General features: G+C 25.5%; 15 protein-coding genes and 1 pseudogene. 15 read left to right on the forward strand and 1 reads right to left on the reverse strand.

The annotated features are described in order from the left end of the window. Positions 1-111: 111 nt before the first annotated feature. The 8 genes from AMYT_RS02610 (at position 112) to AMYT_RS02645 (ending at position 10,271) form a co-directional block, all read left to right on the forward strand. Positions 112-579 (forward strand): Spy/CpxP family protein refolding chaperone, encoded by a 468-nt coding sequence (locus AMYT_RS02610; protein WP_114841014.1) that lies wholly within the window; start codon positions 112-114, stop codon positions 577-579. Positions 580-582: 3 nt separating this feature from the next. After that, entirely contained in the window at positions 583-1,263 is a 681-nt protein-coding gene (locus AMYT_RS02615; RefSeq protein WP_114841015.1) for a response regulator transcription factor, read from the forward strand. Then, positions 1,260-2,516, forward strand: a complete 1,257-nt coding sequence (locus tag AMYT_RS02620) for an ArsS family sensor histidine kinase (protein ID WP_114841016.1) — start codon at positions 1,260-1,262, stop codon at positions 2,514-2,516. Before AMYT_RS02615 ends, AMYT_RS02620 begins: the two co-directional genes overlap by 4 nt. 5 nt (positions 2,517-2,521) lie before the next feature. Next, positions 2,522-3,637: a BaiN/RdsA family NAD(P)/FAD-dependent oxidoreductase gene (locus AMYT_RS02625; RefSeq protein ID WP_228197914.1), complete on the forward strand. Its 1,116-nt coding sequence runs from the start codon at positions 2,522-2,524 to the stop codon at positions 3,635-3,637. 113 nt (positions 3,638-3,750) lie between these two features. Then, entirely contained in the window at positions 3,751-5,148 is a 1,398-nt protein-coding gene (locus AMYT_RS02630; RefSeq protein WP_114841018.1) for a methyl-accepting chemotaxis protein, read from the forward strand. Between the two features lie 12 nt (positions 5,149-5,160). Beyond that, entirely contained in the window at positions 5,161-5,538 is a 378-nt protein-coding gene (locus tag AMYT_RS02635; RefSeq protein ID WP_114841019.1) for a response regulator, read from the forward strand. A gap of 3 nt (positions 5,539-5,541) precedes the next feature. Further along, a complete protein-coding gene (locus AMYT_RS02640; RefSeq protein WP_114841020.1) occupies positions 5,542-7,713 on the forward strand; it encodes a PAS domain-containing protein in 2,172 nt (723 codons plus the stop codon). Continuing rightward, positions 7,710-10,271 carry a PAS domain-containing sensor histidine kinase gene (locus AMYT_RS02645; RefSeq protein ID WP_114841021.1) on the forward strand — a complete coding sequence of 854 codons (2,562 nt, stop codon included), beginning with the start codon at positions 7,710-7,712 and terminating at the stop codon, positions 10,269-10,271. The genes AMYT_RS02640 and AMYT_RS02645 overlap by 4 nt, the downstream gene beginning before the upstream one ends. Positions 10,272-10,283: 12 nt before the next feature. Here AMYT_RS02645 and AMYT_RS02650 read toward each other — a convergent pair whose 3' ends face one another. Then, positions 10,284-12,263, reverse strand: coding sequence for a BCCT family transporter (locus tag AMYT_RS02650; RefSeq protein WP_114841022.1), 1,980 nt, complete (start codon positions 12,261-12,263; stop codon positions 10,284-10,286). 190 nt (positions 12,264-12,453) lie between these two features. Here AMYT_RS02650 and AMYT_RS02655 point away from each other — a divergent pair, with 190 nt between their 5' ends. The 7 genes and pseudogenes from AMYT_RS02655 to AMYT_RS15235 form a co-directional block, all read left to right on the forward strand. Beyond that, complete coding sequence (locus AMYT_RS02655) at positions 12,454-13,266, forward strand: TIGR00282 family metallophosphoesterase (protein WP_114841023.1); 813 nt, start codon at positions 12,454-12,456, stop codon at positions 13,264-13,266. Then, positions 13,250-13,891, forward strand: coding sequence for a 3-methyladenine DNA glycosylase (locus tag AMYT_RS02660; protein WP_114841024.1), 642 nt, complete (start codon positions 13,250-13,252; stop codon positions 13,889-13,891). The genes AMYT_RS02655 and AMYT_RS02660 overlap by 17 nt, the downstream gene beginning before the upstream one ends. Before the next feature lie 3 nt (positions 13,892-13,894). After that, positions 13,895-14,686: a P-loop NTPase family protein gene (locus tag AMYT_RS02665; protein WP_114841025.1), complete on the forward strand. Its 792-nt coding sequence runs from the start codon at positions 13,895-13,897 to the stop codon at positions 14,684-14,686. Positions 14,687-14,691: 5 nt separating this feature from the next. Continuing rightward, positions 14,692-14,952, forward strand: coding sequence for a hypothetical protein (locus tag AMYT_RS02670; protein WP_228197884.1), 261 nt, complete (start codon positions 14,692-14,694; stop codon positions 14,950-14,952). A gap of 15 nt (positions 14,953-14,967) precedes the next feature. After that, on the forward strand, positions 14,968-15,678 hold the full coding sequence (gene ubiE / locus AMYT_RS02675; RefSeq protein WP_114841027.1) for a bifunctional demethylmenaquinone methyltransferase/2-methoxy-6-polyprenyl-1,4-benzoquinol methylase UbiE: 711 nt from the start codon (positions 14,968-14,970) through the stop codon (positions 15,676-15,678). Between the two features lie 45 nt (positions 15,679-15,723). Then, a complete protein-coding gene (gene xseA / locus AMYT_RS02680; RefSeq protein ID WP_114841028.1) occupies positions 15,724-16,911 on the forward strand; it encodes an exodeoxyribonuclease VII large subunit in 1,188 nt (395 codons plus the stop codon). Between the two features lie 538 nt (positions 16,912-17,449). Further along, positions 17,450-18,196: pseudogene (locus AMYT_RS15235) on the forward strand (methyl-accepting chemotaxis protein); the annotation flags it as partial. Positions 18,197-18,200 lie beyond the last annotated feature (4 nt).

Genomic DNA, 18,200 nt, shown 5'->3' on the forward strand with positions numbered 1-18,200 from the left:
ACATAATTATGAGTTATTTTGTAACTATTAATAAATTGTTAATTTAAAGTTAAATTCTTGTTAAAAGCATAAGCTTATAATTTCAATATAGAAAATATAAAAGGATAAAAAATGAAAAAGACAGTTTTAGCAAGTTTATTAATAGGTTCTGTATTAACAACATCAGCTTTTGCCTATAATGGTAAATGCAATCAAGGTAATATGGCTCAAAATTGTAATATGATGAAAGATACAAACTCTTTTAATTGTAAGGCCAAACAAGGAGTGATGAAACATAAAAGAGATGGTTCACATGCTTTTTATAAAGCTTTATATCAGTTAAATTTAGATGATTCACAAAGAACAAAAATAAAAGAAATCTTCCAATCTAATAAAACTAAGATGAAAGGAATTAATGAAGCTTTTAGTTCTTCTTCATTTGATAAAGATAAATTTGTAGAAATTGTATCTTCTAAAAGAGAGAATATGATAAAATTAAAAGCTCAAACAATAGAAGACATTTATAAAATCTTAACATCTAAGCAAAAAGAGCAATTAAAAGTATTATTAGATTTAAAAGCTGATAGATTTAAAGGATAAATTTTGATTAAAATTGCAATGGTAGAGGATGATGTTCAACTAGCAGAACTTCTAACTGAATACCTAAAACAGTTTAATATTGAGGTTACAAATTTTGAAGAGCCATTTTTGGCTCTTTCAAGTTTAAATATTTATAAATATGATTTACTTATTTTAGATTTAACTCTTCCTGGAATGGATGGGTTAGATGTTTGTAAAGAAGTAGTAAGTAAACATAAAATACCTATAATAATCTCAAGTGCTAGAAGTGATATTACCGATAAAGTTACAGCTTTACAACTTGGTGCTGATGACTACTTACCAAAACCTTATGACCCAAGAGAACTTGAAGTTCGCATTAAAACTATTTTAAGAAGATATAATCAAAATAATGAAGATGTAAAAGAGAATAAAAAAGGTATTTTTAAACTAGATAGTGATAAAAGAGAGATTACAAAAAAAGGGCAGTATATTAAACTTACGGCAGCTGAGTATGAAGTTTTATCCCTTTTAATAAAAAGAGAAGGTTTTATTGTAACAAGAGAGGAGATTTTTGATAATTCTGATTTATTAAATCATGATTATGAAAGTTCTGGCTCACTTGCTGTTATAATTAATAGAATTAGACAAAAAATAGAAGATAATCCAAAAGAACCAAAACATCTACAAACTATAAGAGGAATGGGGTATAAATTTTTACAATGAATAGAGAATCAATTTTTTTTACAATAACAGTAAGTTTTATAATATCTATAATTTTAGTAATTGCTAGTTTTACGATTTTAATGACACATAATTTTAAAAATAAAGAAGAACATCTTATTGAGAAATATGTTCCAATTATTAAAATGGTTGTAAGACAGTATCATAGAGGTGGTGTTGATAATGATTTTTTAAAGACACTAGAAGAGATAAACTATACAATGTTTACTAAAAGAAAAGATATAAATAATATTACATATAATCCAAAAACTGTTATTTTAGTAGAAAAAAAGGATCCAAGTGTAAGAACAAGCCTTTTAAGAGTTCTTGAATTAAATGGAAAAAATTATATTTACATGAAAAAAAGAGGTGAAACGATTTTAATTAGGGATAATATTACTCATAATAACTTAACTCATTTATATATTATTTTAGTATTTGCAATAGTTATTATAACAATTATTTTAATGTATTTAATTACCCTAAGAAAATTAATGCCTCTTAAAATTTTAAAAGACAAAGTTAAAAATCTAGGTGATGAAAACTTTGATTTTGAGTGTTGTGATACAAATAGAAAAGATGAAGTATCTTTACTTGCTTTAGAGTTTAAAAATACAGCTTCAAAACTAAAAAGTATTAAAGAAGCAAGAAATGTTTTTATTAGAAATATAATGCATGAATTAAAAACTCCTATTACAAAGGGTAAATTCTTAGTAGAGATTGAAAATAGTGAACAAAATGATGAAAAATTAAGAGAAGTTTTTAATAGACTAGAATCTTTAATTAACGAATTTGCTTCAATAGAAGAACTTATCTCTTCTGCTAATAATATAGAAAAAAACAATTACTATTTAGATGATATTGTTGATAATGCAAAAGATATTCTAATGATTGAAGATGAAGATGTAATTTGTAAATATGATAATAAAAAACTTAATATAAATTTTAAACTTTTTTCAATTGCTGTTAAAAACTTAATAGATAATGCAATTAAATACTCTTCAAATAAAAAAGTAGTAATAAAAACACAAGATGAAGATATTATTTTTGAAAATCAAGGTGAAATTTTAAAGTATGATTTAAAAGCTTATTATGAGCCATTTTTTGCTTCTGAAGAGAAGACTACAAACTCTTTTGGTTTAGGAATATATATTGTACATAATATTTTAAAAGCAAATGGTTATACACTTGATTATGAGCATAAAGATGGAATAAATATTTTTAAATGTATTAAGGATAAATCATCTACGAAATAGCAATTATTGGGGCAGGAGCAAGTGGTTTGATGCTTGCAAGCCATATTAAAAATAAAAGCGTTTGTCTTATTGATAGTAATAAGAAAATAGGACAAAAGATAAAAGTTAGTGGTGGAGCTAAATGTAATATTACTAATAATGTGGTTAGTTGTGATAACTACTTAGGTGATAAAGAGTTTGTAAAAAAAGTTTTAAAAAACTATACAAATAATGATTTATTAGAGTTTTTAAATGCTAATAATGTGCAGCCAAAGATTAATCCTAAACTTATAAAAGGAACATACTTTTGTAGAAGCTCACAAGATGTAATTGATATGTTTACAAGATTAACAACCCATGTTAAAAAATATTTAGATACAAAAGTTTTAGATGTTGAGCATAAAGATGAACTTTTTATTATAAAAACTTCAAAAGGCGAAATCAAAGCAAAAAAACTTGTAGTTGCAAGTGGAGGATTATCTTATAGTACTTTAGGTGCCTCTAGTATAGCTTTTGATATTGCTAAAAAGTTTAATCACACCATAACAAAACTAGAACCAGCTTTAGTAGGTTTTACAGTGCAAAAAGAGCAGTTTTGGTTTAAACAGCTAAGTGGTTTATCAATTATTGCTAAAGCAAAAGTAGAAAATAAATCTTTTTATGGTTCACTACTTTTTGCCCATAAAGGTTGCTCTGGACCTATTATTTTAAATAGTTCTTTATATTGGAAAAAAGGAAAAATAAGTTTTGATTTTTTACCAAAAGAAAAAATAGAAAAACTTTTAAAAGGTAATGCTTTAATAAGTTCAAAACTTCCTTTACCAAAAAGATTTGTTCAAGAATTTTTAGACTCAATTGAAATTAAAGATAAACCTTGTTCTTTAGTAACAAATGATGAGTTAAAAAAACTACAGCTTATTCATAATTATGAACTTTCTCCAGCTGGAAATTTTGGTTATACAAAAGCTGAAGTTACAAAAGGTGGAGTTGATACTTCACAAATTGATGTAAATAGTATGCAAAGTTTAAAACAGAAAAATTTATATTTTTTAGGGGAATGTTTGGATATAACAGGTGAACTTGGGGGATATAATTTTCAGTTTGCCTTTTCAAGTGCTATGACTTGTTCTTATAAAATATAACAAATAGTTATATAAAGTACTTACTTTCAAATAAATAATAATTATTTTTATACTTCATTTATGATTTTTTAGGTAAAATGTAATAGTATAAGTAAATAATAAGGTATAAAATAATGTTTTTCTCAAATAAGAAATCACTTGAGCAAATCGCTTTTTTAGAAGAAGAGGTTAGGAGTTTAAAAAATAGGCTTCAACAAAAAGATGAAGAGATAAACTCTTTAAATGCTAAACTTGAAAAAGCACCAAAAAGTTCAGATTTTGATACTTTTAAATTTGAAATATCTTTATTTCATAAAATTGCTGCTACTTCACAAGAAGAGGGTTTAGTTGTTTTTACATCAAAAGATGAATTATATTTTGCAAATGACTTAGCAAAAGCTAATATAAAAGATTTTTCTATAGTATTAAATGCAATTAAGCATGGTAATGATAGATTAATTATGGATGATTGTGAAGCTAAAATAGTAACTAAAAACTATGAAGGTTTTATAATTGTGTCTTTAAAAAGAACATCTATTCATGATAATAAAGAGGGTGGTTTATTAGAAAGACATAATAAAAATATGACTAATTCTTTAAACAACACTCAAACTACATATCTTTCATTACTTGAAGAGTTACAGTCTATGATGAAAGAATCAAAAGAGACTGCAACTGGTTCAACTGAAGGATTAAATCTTGCAAAAGAGATATTAAGTGATACAGATAACTTAAAAACTCAAATTGATATAGAAAATGAAGTTGTAGGTTCTCTTGTATCAAAAAGTAAAGATATTTCGCAAGTAATTACTTTAATTCAAGAAATTGCATTTCAAACTAATATTCTTTCATTAAATGCAGCAGTTGAGGCAGCAACAGCAGGAGAGGCTGGAAAAGGCTTTGCAGTTGTTGCTCAAGAGGTGCGAAATCTTGCCACAAGAAGTGCAGATGCAGCAACTCAAATAAAAGCAGTAGTAGATTCAATTCAAGTGGAAACAGGAAGAATTAAAAATAGTTCTGAAGTTGTTTCAAATGTTGTAAATCAAACAAAAGATAGGGTTGATATTTTAAATAAATTAATGAATACTTTCCAAAAAAATTCAAATAGATCAGTATATGAAGTTGAAAGTATTTCTAATAAAATCTTTATTAACCTAGCAAAACTTGACCATGTTATTTATAAAAATAATCTATACCAATTAATCTTTGGTGGTGAACATAACTTTAAAGCAGTTGATCATCATAATTGTAGACTTGGAAAGTGGTATGATACTGGTTTAGGAAAAGAAGAGTTTAGTTTTGTTCCTTCATATAGATATTTAGAAAAACATCACCATACAGTTCATCATGAAGCAAATTTACTTGCAAAAGAGTGTTCAGGTAATAGTATTGCTTGTTCTAAACAATTAATTGAAGATAAGATAGCTTTAGTTGAAGAGGGAAGTGAAAAAGTATTTTATTACTTAGATAAAATTTTAGAAGAAAAAAATGAAGCTGTTATGAAAGAAGCAGCTAGAGAGTTATTTAAATAAGGATAAATTATTATGGAAAATAGAGTTTTTAAAATTGCAATAGTTGATGATGAAACAGAAATTTTAAATATGTTAAGTAGATTTTTAAATAGAAGTGGAAAATATAGTGTATCTACTTTTTCAAATCCAGTTGTAGCTTTAAATAGTATAAAAACTGAGAATTATGATGTAATTTTACTTGATATTATGATGCCTCAAATGAATGGGCTTGATGCTTTAGAAAAAATAATGGAAATAAAAGAATCACAAAAAGTTATTATGATGACTGCATATTCTACATTGGATAAAGTGTTAAAATCACATAAACAAGGTGCTACAAATTATGTGATGAAACCTTTTGATTCTCTTCAAGCCTTAGAAAATAAAATAATAGAAGTATTAAAGTCTTAATATATGAAAAAAGTAAATCTGTTTTTTAGAGTAAGTGCAATAATACTTTTATGTATTATTGCTATAACAGGTTTACTAGCTTCATATTATAAAAATAAAGAAGTAAAGCAGTTACTTAAAAAAGATATAGAAAAAATTAAATTAAATTTTAACAATGTTTATGAAGAGAATAAAAAACTTTCTGAATTAATATTTTTTAATAATCTTTTATATGATCAAAAGATTATTAAATTATATAAACAAATTTCTACTGATAAAAAAAAATCAAGAGAAGAACTTTTTTTATATTTAAAAGAGAGATTTTATTATTTTAAATCTTTTGGTGTAAAGCAAATCAATTTTTATCTTCCAAATAATGAGACTTTTTTAAGAATGGGAAAAAAAGATATTTATTCTGATGTGGCTAAAAATAGAGAGACTTTATTATATGTTAATTCTATTTTAAAAGAGATTGATAGTGTAGAAATAGCCCAACTTAACCCCTCTTTTAGATTTTTAAAACCTCTTTTAGATGAAAAATTAAACCATCTAGGCTCTATTGAAATAGAGTTTGATTTTGATTATATAGCAAATTTAATCCAAAAAAATATGGGATATAAAGTTTTTTTTGTTTTTAATAAACAATTAATTAAAAAAAATCTTTTTCATTCAGAATATAAAAGATTTGCAGATTTTATTTTAAATGACAATTATCAAATTGAAGAGACTATTTTTAAGCTTTTTAAATATGAAGAAGAGGTTTTTAAAAAAATTAAAGAAAATAATGAAGAACTAATTAAATTTCATATGAAAAATAGTGATGAGTTTGCTTTTGATATAGAATTAAATAAAAAAAGAGTACCTGTTGCTTTTATACCTTTAAAAAACTCTCTAACAAATGAAGTAAATAGTTATTTAGTTGCTTATGATTTAACAAATGAAGAGATTTTAAAAAGTGGTTTAATTTATAATAATATTTTGATTTTTATCTTTATAATCTATTTATTTTTAGCTTTTTTAATTATTAAAATATCTATGCTTCAATATAAAAAAGATTTAATATATACTAAATATGATGATTTATTAAAAGCCATAGATAAATATGTAGTAATGGTTGAGACAAATAAAAGTGCTTTTATTACAAATGTAACTCAAGCTTTTTGTGATATTTCAGGCTACTCTAAAAGTGAATTATTGGGTAAAAATATTAATATTTTAAGACATCCTGATATTTCTAAAAACTTTTTTGAACAAATTTGGCAAAAATTAAATAATGGTCTTTCTTGGGAAGGTGAAATAAAAAATATTGATAAAAATGGAAATTCTTATTGGGTTAAAGGTACAATTTTTCCTAAATATGATGAAAAAAATAAGCTTATTGGATATACCTCAATTAGGGTTGATATAACTGATACTAAGCAACTTATAAAAATAAATAATCTTTTAAAAGAGGATCTTTCAAATAGACTTAATGAAATAAGAATAAAAGATGAAAATCTTATGGATAAAACAAAAATCTCATTAATGGGTAAAGTTTTAGATACAGTAGCCCACCAGTGGAAAAATCCTATTTCAAATATTACTATACAACTTGCTTCTTTAAATGCTAGGATTTTAAAAAATACTTTTGAAAAAGAAGAGCTAAAAAAAATACATGATGAAATTGAATACCAATTAAAAACTTTATCAATAACTTTAAATGAGTTTAAAACTCTTTTTAATAAAAATACACAAAATGATAAATATAATTTATTTCAAGTATTAAGTGACTCTAAAAATATCGTAAAAATGGAGTGTTTATTACATAAAATAAAAATAACTTTAAATGCAAAAAAAGAGATATATTGTTTTGGAGTATATAATGAAATTAAATTAATAATTACTAATTTATTTAAAAACTCTATTGAGGAAAATATAAAAATAAAACAAAATAATGCTGAGATTAAAATTGATGTTATTGAAGACGATAATAAAGATATAATTATTAGAATAATTGATTCCATACCATACAATAATAAAATCAAAGAATTTTTTGAAAATGATGAAGCAAAAGATGAAGAAGATTTAAATCTTCATATTGCAAAGCTTCTTATTAAAAAAACAGGCTCTTCAATCTGGTTTGATAAAAATGAACAAAGCAGGGTTATTTACTTAAAACTTATCTCTAAAGATAGACGAAAGAAGGAAAGAAAATGAAAAGCATTCCTTTTTACTTAAAAATATTTTTTGCTTTTATTCTTTTTTCTTCTATTTTATTGGCACTTTTTATTTTCTTATTTAAAAACTTTTATGAAGCTGATTTACAAAAAAGAGAAATTTTTGAGGTTAAAAAAACTTTAGAATATAAAGAAAAACTTTTAACAGATTATATTAAAAAAGTAAATAATAAACTTCAAGCTTTAAATAATACGCATATTTTTAAAGAGTTTAGTTTAGATAAAAAAAATAAAACTGATGTGGAAGATTTGTTTAAATTAATTATGTCAAGCAATAATGATATTTTACAAATTAAATATATGAATTTTTTAGGTAAAGAATTAATTAGAGTAGATTTAAAAAACAAAGTGCTAACTCCTATTAAAATCAATGAACTTCAAAATAGTAATATAAGTGAATATTTTAAAGATATAAGAATATTAAAAGATAGTGAAATTTGGCATTCTAAAATTGAAATTTTTAAAGATAAAGGTGAAATAATAAAGCCTTTAAAATATATATTAAGAGTTGTTTTAAGAGTAGAAAATGGTTTTTTATCTATTGTTTTAGATGTAAATAATCTTTTAAATGAAATTCAAAATATTTCAAAAGATAGTTCTTTTATTATAGATGAAGAGGGATATTTTTTAATAGGAAATGAAGCTAAGTATAATTGGTCAAGATATTTTAATTCAAGTTTGAAAGTAGATAAACTTTATGCAAATTCTTCAAATTTAATTTTAGAAAAAAACTATTTTGAGTCAAAAAGTTTTATTTCTAAAAGAGTGTATTTAAACTATAAAGATTATATTATTCTTTTAACACAATTGAAAAATTTTGAAAATAGTAGTTTGGAAAATTTTAAACAGTATTTATATACGATTTTTACAGTAGGTTTAATAATTACGATTATTCTTTCATTAATCTTTTCAGAACCAATTGCAAAACTAAATAAAAAAACAGAAGATGAAAATAAAGATTTAGACCTTTATATTAAAAAAAGTTCAGAGGAACTCGAAGAAAGTTCAAAAATTATTGATAAATATGTAATGTTTGTTAAACTTAATAGTGAAGGTATAATTGAAAATGTTAGTTCTGCTTTATGTAATGCTTCTGGATTTTTAAAAGTAGAATTAATAGGACATCACCATAAAATTTTAATTCATTCAGATATGTCTGATAAAAATTATAATTCCATTTGGGATAGTTTAAAAAAAGGAAATACTTTTACTGCTGAAATAAAAGCAAGTAAAAAAGATGGAAATTTCTTTTGGGTAGAGTCTTTTACTGAGCCAATTTTTAATCAAAACCATGAAATAGTAGGTTTTAGTATTATAAGAAATAATATTACTGATAAAAAAATAATTCATGAACTATACAATGATATAAACTATAAAATGCAACAATATAATGCAATTTTTGAAAATGCAAACAGTGGTATAGGACTTGTGGATTTAGATGGAAACTTTAAAAAAGTAAACTTTATGTTTTCAAAAATTTTAGGTTTTTCCAATGAAGAACTTTTAAATATGAGTTGCTTTGATATTATTTTAAAAAACTCAAAAAAAATATTAAGAAAAATTTTTGAAGAGGCAAAAGAAATAGGTTTTATTTCAAATATTGAAAAAGTTTTTATTCATAAAGATAATTCATATATTCATCTTGAAATGTCATTAAATTTACTTCCAGATAGGAAAAATTTTGTATTAGTTGTTAATTCACTTCAAGATAAAAGAAAGCTACAAGAGTTAAATCAAAATCTTGAACAAAGAATTAAAGAAGAAGTTGAAAAAAGTCGTCAAAAAGATAAAATACACCAAGAAGAACAAATAAAAAGTATTAAACTTTCTTCAATAGGTTCACTAGCAGCTGGTATTACACATGAAATTAATACTCCATTAACTTATATTAAAGGTAATTTTGAAATGATGGGGTATGATATTGAGGATTTACCTAATAGTGAAATTAAAACTAGAATGAAAGAAGACTCTCAAAAAATTAATGAAGGACTAAATAGAATAGCAAATATTATTGAATCAATGAGAGAAATTTCTCAAAGCTCTTCTGAAATAAAAGAAGAAGTAAATATTTATTCTACTTTAATTACTTCTTTAACAATGGCTTATAACAGGTCAAAACAAATATGTAAAATATATTTAAATAATAAATTATTTACTATTGATAATATAAATAAAGATGAATATACTTTTTTATCAAAAGTTCAAAAACAAAGAGTAGAGCAAGTTTGGATTGTAATAATTAATAATGCTTTAGATGAATTATCAAAAATTGAAGATTATGAAAAAAGAGTTTTAAATATTAATATACAAGAAGATAATAAAAATATAATTGTTTATTTTGAAGATAATGCAGGAGGAATTAATGAAGAGATACTTGATACTATTTTTGAACCTTTTGTCTCTTCTAAAACTCATGGTGGTATGGGAGTAGGGCTTAATATTTCTAAAAAAATTATAGAACAACAAAATGGAGAGATAATTGCTTACAATAAAAATAATGGTGCTGTTTTTGAAGTAAGATTAAAAAAGCTTAGTTAGTAACAAAAGTTACTAACTAAGTAGATGAATAAAGTGCATATGTTTTTGGTAGTGATCAACTATATCATTTCTAACACCTTCTTTTGACCAACCCATAATATCATAATCTTGCCCACCTTCTATTAGGTGAACTTCTGCACAATAGTATAACTCTTCTTCTTGTTTTAAAGAGTTTTCTTTTTCATCTTGAGCAAAATTTGGTTTTGTTCTTTCAACTAATCTTACTTCATAAATAAAGTTTTTATTTTCTCCAAAATTTCCCTCTTCTCCTATATTTACAATTAAAGTGATTTTTTCATTTTTATCATCTTCTTTTATTGTGGCATCTAAATCATGTTTTCTTAACTGTGTCTCAATATCAATAAATGCAGGTTTTGCAATAGTTTGTATAAACTTTTTTACATTTGTTTTTGATGGATATTTTATTATATTACTTAATCTAGTATCCCAATTATCCTTAGTTTGACTAGGGGTAAATGGAGTAACATTGTATTGTAAGCTCTCTTTTTTAGCTATATCAACCCTTAATGCTTTTATAAGACCATATGTGGCTACTAATAAAATAATAGAAAAAGGTAAAGCACTTGCTATTGTCATTGTTTGTAAGGCTGCTAAGCCTCCAGCTATTATTAAAATAGAAGCTATAACTCCCTCTCCAACAGCCCAATATACCCTTTGCCAAATAGGAGTATTATTATTTCCATTTGAACAAAGCATATCTATTACCATAGAACCAGAATCAGCTGAAGTTACAAAAAATATAATTACCATTATAGTTGCAAAAAATGAAGTTATACCACTAAAACTAAAATTTTCTAAAAATGCAAAAAGTGCAATTGTTACATCATTTGATACGGTACTTCCTAAAGCTGTAATACCTTCATTTAAAATTAAATTAATAGCAGAATTTCCAAAAAAAGTCATCCACATTAAAGTAAATCCTGTTGGGACTAATAAAACACCTAATGTAAACTCTCTAATTGTTCTACCTCTTGAGATTCTTGCAATGAAAAGCCCCACAAAAGGTGACCATGAAATCCACCATGCCCAATATAAAATTGTCCAACCCCCAATCCAATCAGTTTTTTCATAAGCATATAAATTAAAAGTACTATTTAGTAAGTTTGAAGCATAAGCTCCTATATTTTGAACATATGCTTTAAGTAAAAAAATAGTAGGACCTACAAGTAAGATAAATACAAGTAAAATTACTGCTAATAAGATATTTAGCTCAGATAACTTTTTTATTCCTTTATCAAGTCCTGTTGTTACTGAAATAGTCGCAAGTGCTGTTATACCTATGATTAATACCACTTGTGAAGTTGTATTAACAGGAATATCCCAAAGATAATTAAGTCCTGTATTTACTTGTAAAACTCCATATCCAAGTGAAGTTGCTACTCCAAAAAGTGTTCCAATTACTGCAAAAATATCAACAGTATGTCCTATTGGGCCATATATTTTATCTCCAATTATGGGATATAAAGCAGACCTTAGAGTAAGAGGAAGATTGTGTCTATAACTAAAAAAAGCTAAGATTATAGCTACTATTGCATAAATAGCCCAAGCATGTAATCCCCAGTGAAAGAAAGTGATTTTCATAGCTTCTCTTGCTGCTTCAACTGTTTTTCCATCACCAACTGGAGGATTTAAAAAGTGCATAACAGGTTCAGCCACCCCAAAAAACATAAGACCAATTCCCATTCCAGCAGAAAAAAGCATAGCAAACCAAGATAGATATGAATAATCAGCAGTTGAATGATCAGGGCCTAATTTTATATCCCCATATTTTGAAAAGGCTAAATAAGCAACAGTAATTAAAATAATAGCAACAGTTAAAACATAAAACCAACTTCCATTTTCTACAATAATATTTTGTAGTTTTTGAAAAAAATCATTGGCATTACTTGGAAATATTGAAGCAAAAAGTGCCAATGCCAAAATAAGTCCAGATGAAATAAAAAATACATTTTTATTTAATTTTTTTTCCATTAATCTCCTTTATTTATACAATTGATAAATTTAATACAAATAAAAGACTTACAAATTGTATAATTGCTTTCTATTCTAACATTTAAAACTTAGAGCTTTATTAACACTATTTAAATTAAACCTTGTCTAATTGGTAATAAATCAAGATTTAAATACAATTTGAAAAAAATTAAAAAGAAGAATTTTATAAATGAGAATAGCTTTTATTGGAGATATAGTAGGAAGACCTGGACGAAAAATAATAAAAGAGAATCTTCAAAAAATTAAAAATGAATTTTCTATTGATTTTATTATTGCAAATGCTGAAAATGCTTCCCATGGATTTGGATTAACTATAAAAAATTGTGATGAATTATTAAAATGTGGAGTTAATATAATAACAGGAGGGAATCACTCTTTTGATAAAAGAGCTGATATGATGACACTTCTTGAAACTAAACCAGTTCTAAGACCTGATAATTACCCTAAAGGTTTAATAGGAAGTGGAGTAAGAGTTGCTGAGGTAAATGGTGAAAAATTAGCAGTAATAAATCTAATGGGACAGTTTGCAATGCCAACTGTTGAAAATCCTTTTAATTGGGCAACTCAATTAATAGACTCACTGCATAATGAAGGTATAAAAAATATTTTTATTGATTTTCATGCAGAAGCTACAAGTGAAAAAAGAGTTCTTTTTATGATGCTAAAAAATAAAGTAAGTGCTATTTGTGGTACACATACTCATGTGGGAACAGATGATTTACAAATTAGTGATAACACAGCATATTTAACAGATATTGGATTAACAGGTTGTAGGGATAATGTAATAGGAATGGATAAAAAAATACCTATTTTAAAAGCTACAACAGGACTTGGAGGACATTTTGAAATACCTTCAACTTGTAAAACAATTTTGCAAATAATGGTTGTGGATATACAAGAAGGTAAAGCAATTAATGCTTTTAAGATTAAAAAATTATGTAATAAGCAAGAATTGATTCTTACAAATGCAATCATTGACTAACTCTTATGAACTTTTAGTTTTTCTAAAAGAGCAAAATTTACTAGAAAACTCTCCTAAATTTTGGTGGCCTAGTAGTGATGATTTTGAAATTTTAGTAGGAGCTATATTAACTCAAAATACAAAATGGATAAATGTAGAAAAATCTTTACAAAACCTAAAAAAATTAGAACTTCTATCTTTAGAAACTTTAGCAAATGCAGATATTAATCTTCTTATAAATGCAATTGCCCCAAGTGGTTTTAAAAATCAAAAAGCAAGTAGATTAAAGCTTTTATGTAAAAATATAATAAAGACTTTTGAAACTTTTGAAACTTTTCAAAAAAGTGTTACTTCTTCTTGGTTATTAAAACAAAAAGGAATTGGATTAGAGACAAAAGATGCAATTTTATGTTATTGTTGCCATCAAGAGTATATGGTTGTGGACAAATATACAGCAAAGTTATTGTTAAGATTTGGGTATGAATTTGATACATATGAGGATATACAGACATGGTTGGTATATGGAATTAATGAAAATTACGATAAAATAGTCAAGCTTTATGGCTATGAAATATCTCTAAATGAGATTTATTGTAAATTTCATGGCAAAATTGTTGAATTTATGAAACGAAATCCAAAGGATTAATTGATGATTATAATTCCACAGACAAAGGGTGGTGTAGGAAAATCAACTGTTGCTATGCAAGTTATTGCACCATATCTTTATAAAAAACATGGTAAGAAAATTACTTATATAGAAATAGATGATGAAAACAATGATAGTAAGTCTTTTACAAGAACTGAAATTGTTGATAAAAGAATGTTAGGAACAAATAAACTAACTGAATTAGATGAACTAATTTTAATGGATGATAATCATGAGATTATTGTTGATGTTGGTGGAAATAAGACATCATCTTTAGTATTAGAAGAGATTAAAAAAGTTGGTTCTTTTGGAAATGTAAAATGGATTATTCCCTTAGGTGATGGTGAGCTAGATGGGAAAAATGCAATTGCAACTATGAAAAAAATTAAAAAAATTGAAAGCAATCCAGAAGAAAATATGATATTTGCACTAAATAGAGCAGTATCTATGGAACCTGATTATATTGAAGAACAATATATTAATTTTTTTGGACATAAATATTTAGATAGTAACTCAGTATTATGTGATTTTGTAAAAAATCCAAAATATTTCCCTGTTAAAAATGATAAGATAATTACTATGAGTAGGTATCTTGGAAGTACAGTATGGGAAATGGCTTATAACAATACAGATTTTGCTGCTAAAGCTATAAAAGCAAAAGAATTAGGGGATATAGAAGGTGCTAGAAAATATCTTTTCTTTAGAAGAATTCAAACAGAAGCAAAAGATTATGTACTTGGTGTATTAAATAGAATTTTTCTTGATTTAGATAGATGGATAGACATTAAAAAATGAGTGAAATGAGTTTTAAGCAAGCAAAAGAGATAGTTGAAAAACTAGAATTCTCTGAACTTGCATTAAGAAAATCTTTTAAAGATATAAACACTTCATCTAAAGTGCTTAATGAGACAACAAAAGAGCTTGAAAAGTCTTTAGAAAAACAAAAACTAGTATTAACACAATTGCCAACAATGAATAAAAAAATAAATGTTTTAAGGTCATTAATTATGATAAATATAGGATTTATTTTAGGATTATTTGTTGGAAAATATTTATTATGATTTAGGATTATTTATATGAGCAAACAAGAAAAAATTGTATCAATGTTTAATGATATTGCTGGAACTTATGATATTACAAATAGAGTTCTTAGTATGGGAATTGATAAAACTTGGAGAAATAAAGCTTGTAGATTAGCTTTTGATTTTTATGGAAAAAATGAAATAGAAAAAATTGTTGATGTTGCTTGTGGAACAGGTGATATGATAGATTATTGGATAAAAATAGCAAAAGATAATAGAATTAAACTTGATAATATTGTTGGTGTTGATCCAAGTGTTGGGATGATGGATGTTGCAAAGAAAAAACTTCCAGAAGTGCAGTTTATTGAAGCTGGTGCTGCTTCTATGCCTTTAGAAGATTCAATTGCAGATATTATTTCTATTTCTTATGGGATTAGAAATGTTGTTCAAAGACAAGAGGCTTTTTTTGAATTTGCTAGAGTTTTAAAGCAAAATGGATTAGTGGTAATTTGTGAATTTACAAAAAATGAAAAGAAAAATCCAATAGATTATATAACTGATTTTTATATAAATAAAATTTTACCTACAATTGGTGGATTAATCTCTAAAAATAAAGAGGCTTACACATATCTTCCAAATTCAATTGATGAGTTTTTAACAACTGAAAATTTATGTAAAGAGCTAAAAATTGCAGGTTTAGAACCAATTTATGCAAAAGCTTTTTCTATGAATATTTCAACTTTAATCATAGCTAGAAAAATATAACTCAAAGAGGATTATTATATCCTCCTTGTAAAAAAAGAAGGAAAAATGAACGCACCTCTTAGTGTAACTGCTTTAAATACTCAAATAAAATCCCTTTTAGAAACCACTTTTTTAGATGTATATGTTGAAGGGGAAGTTTCAAATTTAACTTATCATAACTCTGGACATATATATTTTTCTATAAAAGATGAAAATTCAACCATTTCATGTGTTATGTTTAAAGGTAATACAAAATATTTAAAGTTTCAATTGGAAGTAGGATTAAAAATCTTAATTAGAGGAAATATTACTGCATATACTCCAAGGGGAAGCTATCAGTTATTATGCACAAGAATAGATCCTTCTGGACAAGGGGCTTTAGCTTTGGCTTTTGAGCAATTAAGAAATAAGCTTCAAGCTTTAGGATATTTTAATCCTGAAAATAAAAAATCTCTTCCAAAATATCCTAAAAAAATAGCTATTGTAACCTCTCCCACAGGTGCAGCAATTGAGGATATGAAAAAAGTAGCAACAAATAGATGGCCATTGGTTGAATTTATTTTAGTTCCTAGTTTAGTTCAAGGAGTTGAAGCAAAGTTTGATATTGCCACATCAATAAAATATGCAGATAGTTTAAATTGTGATATTATGATTGTTGGACGAGGTGGGGGAAGTATAGAAGATTTATGGGCTTTTAATGAAGAAATAGTTGCAATGGCAATATATGAAGCAAAAACTCCTGTTATTTCAGCTGTTGGTCATGAAGTTGATTTTTTAATTAGTGATTTTATTGCTGATGTAAGAGCTGCTACTCCTTCAAATGCAATTGAAATAGCCCTTCCTGATATAAATGAACATAGAATTTATATGGATAATTTGGAATATGAATTTAATAATAAGTTTAAAAATATTTTATATTCAAAAGAACAAAATATAATATATTTAAAAAGAATGTATGAACAAAATTCTCTTGAAACAAGATTTAATCTTATTGCTTCTGAGATAAAAATGTTAAATTTAAGTTTTGATAATAGTTTTAAAAATATTATAAGTTCTTATCAAAATAGTTTAAATTTATTAAAAAATTCATATGATTTAAGTAATCCTAAAAATAAAGAAAAAAAAGGTTTTGTTCAACTAAGTAAGGATGAAAAAATAATAGATTTGGATGAAGTAAAAGTAAATGATATTGTATCTTTACAAACACCAAATTATATAGCTTTTGCTAAAATTGAAAATATTAAAAAACAATAAAGTATTAAGTTTATAATAGATAAAATAAATAAAACTTGAAAGAAGGTTCGGTATGTTCGGTTCTGTTTCTAAAAAAGAATTAGAAATTATTGATAAATATTTTGAGCAATTCGTAAAATTTGTACAATATAAACAAAATAGTTTTAATTATATTCACTCTACGGGTAATAAAAGTATTGATGAGATGTTTGTAAAGTGGAATAAATTAATTTGTGATACAGATAAACAAATAAAAGATGATATTAAAGTTATTGGAGAGATTGTTTTAACTACAGATAAAGTAGAACAAGGTATTTTTAGATGTAGAGTAAAAGCAGATACTAAAAATCCTATGGTTTTTACTTTAAAAGATACAGTAAATAAAATGCTTGATACTTTAGAAACTCATATGAAAAATCTAGAATCAACACTACAAAGCTACGCAAATAATGATTTTACAAAACAAATAGAAATATCACCAACACTAAAAGCAAGAATGTTGTCAGTAATGCAAGGAGTAAATGCTTTAGGAAAAGCATTAGCAACAGGAGCAAAAAATAACCTAGAAAATGGACAAATGCTAGAAAGAAACTCAAATACAATGAAAGCATCAATGAATAATCTAGCAGCAAAAGCAAATGAACAAGCAGCGTCACTAGAAGAAACAGCAGCAGCAGTAGAAGAGATAACATCAATAACAAGAAATAATGCAGAAAATGCAAATAAAATGGCACAACTAAGTACAACAGTAAGAGGCTCAGTAACAAATGGACAAGAATTAGCAAGTAAAACAGCCCTATCAATGGATGAAATAAATCAACAAGTAACTTCAATAAATGAAGCAATAACAGTAATAGATCAAATAGCCTTTCAAACAAATATCTTAAGTTTAAATGCAGCAGTAGAAGCAGCAACAGCAGGAGAAGCAGGGAAAGGATTTGCAGTAGTAGCACAAGAAGTAAGAAACTTAGCAAATAGAAGTGCTCAAGCAGCAAAAGAGATAAAAGATTTAGTAGAGAATGCAACAAATAAAGCAAATGAAGGGAAAGTAATATCTGATAATATGATAAAAGGATATGAAGAGCTAAATGTGCATATAAATGAGACAATACATATAATAGAGAATGTAAGTGCAGCATCAAAAGAACAGATGACAGGAATAGAACAAATAAATGATACAATCACAATGTTAGATAGAGTAACACAAGAGAATGCAAATGAAGCAACACAAATATCAAATATAGCCTCAGATGTATCATATATGGCAAAAGAGTTAGTAGATGATGCAAAAAGTAAGAAGTTTTAAAGGA

It is taken from the genome of Malaciobacter mytili LMG 24559, from assembly GCF_003346775.1.
Taxonomy (GTDB): Bacteria; Campylobacterota; Campylobacteria; order Campylobacterales; family Arcobacteraceae; genus Malaciobacter; species Malaciobacter mytili.

What these genes read in the sequence shown, in the direction of transcription:
- AMYT_RS02610 (WP_114841014.1), top strand. Translation starts at nt 112, where the DNA reads ATGAAAAAGACAGTTTTAGCAAGTTTATTAATAGGTTCTGTATTAACA.
- AMYT_RS02620 (WP_114841016.1), top strand. Translation starts at nt 1,260, where the DNA reads ATGAATAGAGAATCAATTTTTTTTACAATAACAGTAAGTTTTATAATA.
- AMYT_RS02630 (WP_114841018.1), top strand. Translation starts at nt 3,751, where the DNA reads ATGTTTTTCTCAAATAAGAAATCACTTGAGCAAATCGCTTTTTTAGAA.
- AMYT_RS02635 (WP_114841019.1), top strand. Translation starts at nt 5,161, where the DNA reads ATGGAAAATAGAGTTTTTAAAATTGCAATAGTTGATGATGAAACAGAA.
- AMYT_RS02640 (WP_114841020.1), top strand. Translation starts at nt 5,542, where the DNA reads ATGAAAAAAGTAAATCTGTTTTTTAGAGTAAGTGCAATAATACTTTTA.
- AMYT_RS02645 (WP_114841021.1), top strand. Translation starts at nt 7,710, where the DNA reads ATGAAAAGCATTCCTTTTTACTTAAAAATATTTTTTGCTTTTATTCTT.
- AMYT_RS02650 (WP_114841022.1), bottom strand. Translation starts at nt 12,263, where the DNA reads ATGGAAAAAAAATTAAATAAAAATGTATTTTTTATTTCATCTGGACTT.
- AMYT_RS02655 (WP_114841023.1), top strand. Translation starts at nt 12,454, where the DNA reads ATGAGAATAGCTTTTATTGGAGATATAGTAGGAAGACCTGGACGAAAA.
- AMYT_RS02660 (WP_114841024.1), top strand. Translation starts at nt 13,250, where the DNA reads ATGCAATCATTGACTAACTCTTATGAACTTTTAGTTTTTCTAAAAGAG.
- AMYT_RS02665 (WP_114841025.1), top strand. Translation starts at nt 13,895, where the DNA reads ATGATTATAATTCCACAGACAAAGGGTGGTGTAGGAAAATCAACTGTT.
- AMYT_RS02670 (WP_228197884.1), top strand. Translation starts at nt 14,692, where the DNA reads ATGAGTTTTAAGCAAGCAAAAGAGATAGTTGAAAAACTAGAATTCTCT.
- ubiE (WP_114841027.1), top strand. Translation starts at nt 14,968, where the DNA reads ATGAGCAAACAAGAAAAAATTGTATCAATGTTTAATGATATTGCTGGA.
- xseA (WP_114841028.1), top strand. Translation starts at nt 15,724, where the DNA reads ATGAACGCACCTCTTAGTGTAACTGCTTTAAATACTCAAATAAAATCC.